General features: G+C 31.4%; 6 protein-coding genes. 4 read left to right on the forward strand and 2 right to left on the reverse strand.

What is annotated here, in order from left to right:
• Positions 1-75 precede the first annotated feature (75 nt).
• Both HX088_RS13490 and HX088_RS13495 read right to left on the reverse strand, forming a co-directional pair.
• Positions 76-1131 carry an endonuclease I family protein gene (locus HX088_RS13490; protein WP_286484429.1) on the reverse strand — a complete coding sequence of 352 codons (1056 nt, stop codon included), beginning with the start codon at positions 1129-1131 and terminating at the stop codon, positions 76-78.
• Positions 1132-1209: 78 nt separating this feature from the next.
• A complete protein-coding gene (locus HX088_RS13495) occupies positions 1210-2088 on the reverse strand; it encodes an AraC family transcriptional regulator (protein ID WP_286484430.1) in 879 nt (292 codons plus the stop codon).
• 196 nt (positions 2089-2284) lie between these two features.
• Between HX088_RS13495 and hemA the strand changes: the two genes are divergently transcribed.
• Genes hemA through hemE form a run of 4 tightly spaced genes read left to right on the forward strand, consistent with a single transcriptional unit; the run spans position 2285 to position 6158 of the window.
• Positions 2285-3532 (forward strand): glutamyl-tRNA reductase, encoded by a 1248-nt coding sequence (gene hemA, locus HX088_RS13500; protein ID WP_286484431.1) that lies wholly within the window; start codon positions 2285-2287, stop codon positions 3530-3532.
• A gap of 7 nt (positions 3533-3539) precedes the next feature.
• The gene (gene hemC / locus HX088_RS13505) at positions 3540-4466 is read left to right on the forward strand and encodes a hydroxymethylbilane synthase (RefSeq protein WP_286484432.1); all 927 of its coding nucleotides are present in this window, start codon (positions 3540-3542) and stop codon (positions 4464-4466) included.
• Positions 4466-5143: a uroporphyrinogen-III synthase gene (locus HX088_RS13510; protein WP_286484433.1), complete on the forward strand. Its 678-nt coding sequence runs from the start codon at positions 4466-4468 to the stop codon at positions 5141-5143. The genes hemC and HX088_RS13510 overlap by 1 nt, the downstream gene beginning before the upstream one ends.
• Positions 5130-6158: a uroporphyrinogen decarboxylase gene (gene hemE / locus HX088_RS13515; RefSeq protein WP_286484434.1), complete on the forward strand. Its 1029-nt coding sequence runs from the start codon at positions 5130-5132 to the stop codon at positions 6156-6158. Before HX088_RS13510 ends, hemE begins: the two co-directional genes overlap by 14 nt.
• Positions 6159-6285: the final 127 nt, after the last annotated feature.

A 6285-nucleotide genomic window follows, 5' to 3' on the forward strand; every position in this document is an offset into this window, starting at 1 on the left:
AAATACGAATATATGTACTGTTTAAAATAAAATTTTATTGGTCTAATCCTGTATCATTTTTTCAGGACGTTACATTTATTTTTTAATTACTTTTTTGGTAACAATTTTTCCATCTTTTAGATGGATTGATAAAATGTACATTCCTTTAGGAAATTGTTTTAGACTTACTTCAGTGCCTAAATCAATACCAATTAAGCGACCATTAAAATCATATAAATTCGCATAATCAAAATGATTAGCTTTTATCTTTATTCTATCATTTGTTGGATTTGGAAAAACTTCTACAAGTGATTGTTGATAATTATAATTAATCGTTGCTAATTCTTCCCAAGTATTTTCAGCTTTTTCACCACCCCAAATCAATGTTGCTAAATAAGGATTGTCTATAAAAGGATTACGGCTTCCTTGTGTTTCTGCAATAATTTCATTTCTTACTTTTTCAAATTCAGATACTTTGTCTTCAACATTCCATTTTAAGAACATATCAGGCATTCTATCTTCTTTGTTTGTCGTGGTATTGTTGTACGCAACCAATTGTGGATCGGTTTCCATACCATAATGTACATACATATACATAATAATTCGCGCTACATCTCCCGTCCATTCATCACCAGGATAAAAACCTCCATTGATTAATTTGGCTTGCCCTGTTACATCTTGTGCCCATTTTTCACGATAAGCATTGTTACTTCTAGTCGAATTAATTTGTCTATCAACTGCGCGTAAATTATGCGCATCAGTTCCAGTTCCAGGAGAATCTGTATTTAGAATAGGATTGGCCATCGATTTTGGAAAAATATGTTCGCGTTCCCATTTTCCGATTGTACTTCCACTTGAAGAGTTATTTTTATTGTTTACATCTCTTGTACGTTGCTCCGAGTAAATTGTAGAATTATCTGTAAAACCATAAATTAACAAAACACGACCATTAGAATCTAAGTCTAAGTCAGATTTGTCTAAAATATTCCAAACTCCTGGAGTATATTTTACTGCTCTATGCGTTGCATTGATAATATCATGTAGTTCTTCTTTTATAATTTTTCCATTTTGTTTAAAATCAATTCCTTCATAATAATCAGGAATCTGAGCGAATAATGCAAAAGGAAATAAAAGAAGTAAATATTTTCTCATAATTAATTATAAATATTTAACAAAAATAAGTATTTATAAATGATTATAAAAAGATGAAACGCTTATTAATAGAGGGGTCTACTGAAATTGTTTGATATATTGCTTAGGTGTTAAACCATATTTTTTCTTAAATGCTGATATGAAATGAGATGGATTTTCGTAGCCAATTTCAAATGAAATATCTTTTACCATTTGTTGATTTTCTTCTAATTTATGTAACGCATGTTCTAATTTTTTGTCGAGTAAATAACCATAAACAGTTGTTCCGTAAAGCTCTTTAAAACCTTCTTTCAAATGATATTCAGAAATAAAGAATTTTTCGCAAAGTTGTTTGATAGTTGGAGGGTTTTTGAAATCAGCTAATAAATAATCTTTAATTTCTTTGATTCTTTTTCCTTCATTTTCATCATTCAAAAAAGGACAATGTTCCGTTTGACTTTCTATCTCAGAAAAATAAAGTGTAAATAATTCGTACATTTTTCCAATCAAAAATAGATTTTGAAATTGAGGTGATAGTTTCATTTGCTCAATCTGATTCAGAACTAATTTTATAGCCGGACCAATTTCTCGTTCAATATAAAATTTTTCTTGTGTCATTGTCGAGATCAAATCATTCTGAATTTGATATTCGGCAAATAACTGATGTAATTTCTGGATAGACAAGACTACAATATAAACTTTACTTTCTGCATTGATATTTAACGATAACGGAATATCTAAAGTCGGATAATAAAACAAAAAGCTTTTTCCTTCATGTAGATTGATTTTGTAAATACCATTATTAAAATTAAATGTCAAAGATCCTTTTGTACAAAAGTAGAATTGTATATAACGCTTGTCAATTCCTTTCAAAATTGTCTCTGTAGATTCTGTAAAGTTGTCTATTTGAGCGATAAATACGTCTGTTGATAATTTATACTCGTTGATTTTACTTTTATGGGTATTTTTTAAATCCATTTCGAATGATGAGGTTTGTCATATAAAAAACGTGACATTTGTCAAGTGCGCTCTTTATAATGGTTTACCTACAAATATAAGTGTTTAATTTATAATTATTCTAAAAAAGGAAACTTTAATTTTTAGCGTTATTTTTATTTTTTAAAGTTATTTTCACAATGGTTTTGAAACTACTTTTGTATCAGTATTTGAAGAAATGACAATTAGAGGTAATAAAACGGAAGAAAAATTTTACGTTATTGGAATTAGTTATGAAAAAGCTGATGCCATAACACGAGGTAAATTTACATTTTTTCCAGAACAAGTTGAAACGTTTACAGAAGATTCTAAATCGAATGGTTTAGAGAATTTTTTTATTGTATCAACTTGTAATCGTACTGAATTTTATGGTTTTGCTGAAAGTGAAGATCAAATCGTTGAGCAATATTGTAAATATACAGAAGGTAATGCAGTAGATTTCCGTCAATTTATGGTGGTAAAAGAAGGTGAAGAGGCGATTAATCATTTATTTCGCGTATCGTCAGGTTTAGAAAGTCAGATTTTAGGAGATTTTGATATTATTGGTCAAATCAAAATTTGGTTTTCTCGCTTCAAAAAACAAGGTGCTTCTAATGCTTTCTTAGAAAGATTGGTCAATACGGCAATCCAAATTAGTAAAAAAGTGAAGAACGAAACATTTTTAAGTAATGGTTCGGCTTCAGTTGCCTATTCTGCGGTAAATTTTATTCAAGCAACGCAAGGCGATTTAACAGATAAAAATATTCTTTTGTACGGAATTGGGAAAATTGGTCGTAATACATGTGCTAATTTGGTGAAACATTATCCAAATACAAACATTACGTTAATCAATCGTACAAAAGAAAAAGCAGATGTTCTTGGACTGAAATATGATATTACAGTAAAAGATCACAGCGAATTAAAAGAAGAATTACAACATACAGATATTTTAATTGTTGCGACAGGAGCAAGTAATTATACAATTACAGAAGAAATGATTGCGTTTGATAAAGAAATGACTATTATCGATATGTCAGTTCCAGAAAATGTGATTCATACGTTGGCTTCTCGCGAATCTATTCAGTTGGTAAATGTGGACGGATTGTCAAAAATGGTAGATGATACGATTGCGCAACGTCGCAATTCTATTCCAGAAGCTTTGGCAATTATCGAAGAACATTCAGCAGAATTTTACGAATGGTTAGAAACAAGAGAATTGGTTCCAGCGATTCAATCTTTCAAAGATAGATTAGACTTTTTTCAAAGTTTTGCTTTAAACAATTTGAGAAAAGACAATGTAAATATCGACGAAAATGAAACGATTTTAACTGAAAAAGTAATCCAAAAAATTACCAATCAATTTGCATCTTATTTAATCGAAAATAAAGAAAATGCAGACGAAACAATTCAGTTAATCGAAAAAATGTTTCATTTAAAACAAGCTTAATACAATCATGAAAACAATAAAAATTGGTACACGTCAAAGTCCTTTAGCACTTTGGCAAGCCAATAAAGTTGCTTCGATTTTAGAAGCGAAAGGTCATCCAACAGAAATTGTTCCAATTACTTCAGAAGGTGATGCAAATCTAAAACAACCCATTTATTCTTTAGGATTAACAGGCGTTTTTACGCGTTCATTGGACATCGCATTGTTAAATGACCAAGTAGATATTGCTGTACATTCGTTGAAAGATGTACCAACTGTTTTACCTGAAACGTTAGAGCTGATTGCTTATCCAGAACGTGCAAGTTCTGCGGATATTTTGGTGTACAAATCGGAAGATATTTTCGAAAAAGAACATCGTGTTATCGCTACAGGTTCTTTGCGTCGTAAAGCTTTTTGGAATCATAAATATCCAAATGATACTATTGTAGATTTACGTGGAAATGTACAATTACGTTTACAAAAATTACAAGATAATCAAGAGTGGGACGGAGCTGTGTTTGCTTTTGCAGGTTTAGATCGTTCTGAAATTTTGGATGAATTGGCAGCGAAAGGTCTTCATTATAAAGTGATTGATTGGATGATTGCTGCGCCATCACAAGGAATTTTGGGAATTGTAGCCAAAGAAGGTTTTGATTTGAGTGATATTAATAATCCTCAATGCGAACTTTTTGCAACTGTAGAACGTCAATTCTTAAATGTTTTAGAAGGTGGTTGTACAGCGCCAATTGGTGCATTAGTAGAAAAAATTGATGAAGAAAATTACTCGTTCAAAGGAGCAATTTTAACTATTGATGGACAAGAAATGATTTCAATCGAAAGACAATTCAAAGCAGAGGAGTACTTAACAAAAGGTCGCGAATTTGCTGAAGAATGTATTGCGCAAGGTGCAGCGAAAATGATTGAACAAATAAAAAAAGAAATCGGAACGAAATAGTGCGTACAAAAGTTTTATTTACAAAGTTAATTTCGTCTTCTATTCTTGAAAAAGAATTTGGAACTGATGTTGAGGTGGTTTGCAAACCAACTTTACAAATCGAATTAACTTCTGTTAATGAAATTTCGAAGCAGATTGATTATTCGGTTAATCAATTTATCGTAACGAGTCAAAATACTGTAAATGCCATTAACGGATTGGACTTGAATGGTCATTTTTTTGTTGTTGGAAAAAAAACGGCTGAAAAACTAAAAGCACAAAACAGAGAAGTTATTTTGGTTGAAGATTATGCAGAAGATTTAGCTCCGAAATTGATTTCAGGAAATTATCTTTCGAAATGGAATTTCTTATGCGGTTCTTCTCGTCGAGATTTGTTGGTAAACGAATTATCAAAAGCAAATCACGAAGTCAATCAAATCGTAACGTATCAATCAGAGCAAATTGTTTATCAATTAAATAATACGTTTGATATGTATGCTTTTTTTAGTCCGTTGTCATTCAAAGCATTTCATCAACAAAATGAAATTCCAGAAAGTTCAACTATTTTTACAGTCGGAAATACAACAACTTTTGCAATAAAAGAAGTTTATCCAAATCATAAAATTATAACTGCACAAACACCTTTGGTGGAAGTAGTAATAGAAAATATAAAAAAATACATCAATGATAAAAAATGATTTGCTTTTAAAAGCATTGAGAGGTGAGGAGGTAGAACGTCCACCAGTATGGATGATGCGTCAAGCTGGACGTTATTTACCAGAATTTATCGAATTGAGAGATAAATACGATTTCTTTACACGTTGTCAAACGCCAGAATTAGCAGCTGAAATTACAGTTCAACCAATTCGTCGTTTTCCGTTGGATGCAGCAATTATCTTTTCGGATATTTTAGTTGTTCCACAAGCAATGGGAATGAATTTCGAAATGAAACCAGGTGTTGGTCCTTGGTTAGAGAATCCAATTCGTACAGCTCAAGATGTAGAAAAAGTTTACATTCCTGATGTAGAAGAAGAGTTAGGATACGTATATGCAGCGATGGATATTACGAAGAAAGAATTAGATAATAATATTCCTTTAATCGGTTTTGCAGGTTCTCCTTGGACATTATTGTGTTATGCAGTAGAAGGACAAGGGTCTAAATCATTTGATAAAGCGAAAGGTTTTTGTTTTCAAAATCCAATTGCAGCACATCAATTGTTAGAAAAAATTACGCAAACAACGATTCAATATTTGTTGAAAAAAGTAGAACACGGTGCAAATGTGATTCAGATTTTTGATTCTTGGGGTGGAATGTTATCGCCAAAAGATTATGATGAATTTTCTTGGAATTACATTGAGCAAATTGTAAACGAAGTTTCTAAAGTTGTTCCTGTAACTGTATTTGCAAAAGGTTGTTGGTTTGCTTTAGAGAAAATGGCCGATTCTAAAGCTTCTGCTTTGGGAGTTGATTGGACAATTACGCCACAATTAGCACGCGAGTTTACAGGTTTCAAAAAGACGTTACAAGGTAACTTTGATCCTTCTCGTTTGTTATCTCCTCCAGAAACTATTCAACAAATGGTAAAAGAAATGATTGACGATTTTGGTCCTTATAAATACATTGCCAATTTAGGCCACGGAATTTTACCGAATATTCCAGTAGAAAATGCACAAGCGTTTATAGAAGCGGTTGTAAATTATAAGAGAGATTAAGAAACTCGATATAATAAGAAAACCTTCCGTGATGGAAGGTTTTTTATTAAATATATGTCCCGTCCTGAAATAGCGATACAAAAAAGAAATCGTTATTATGGAAGAAAGAAGCAATTATGTCAAACGT

The organism is Empedobacter sp. 225-1, assembly GCF_030328185.1.
Taxonomy (GTDB): domain Bacteria; phylum Bacteroidota; class Bacteroidia; order Flavobacteriales; family Weeksellaceae; genus Empedobacter; species Empedobacter stercoris.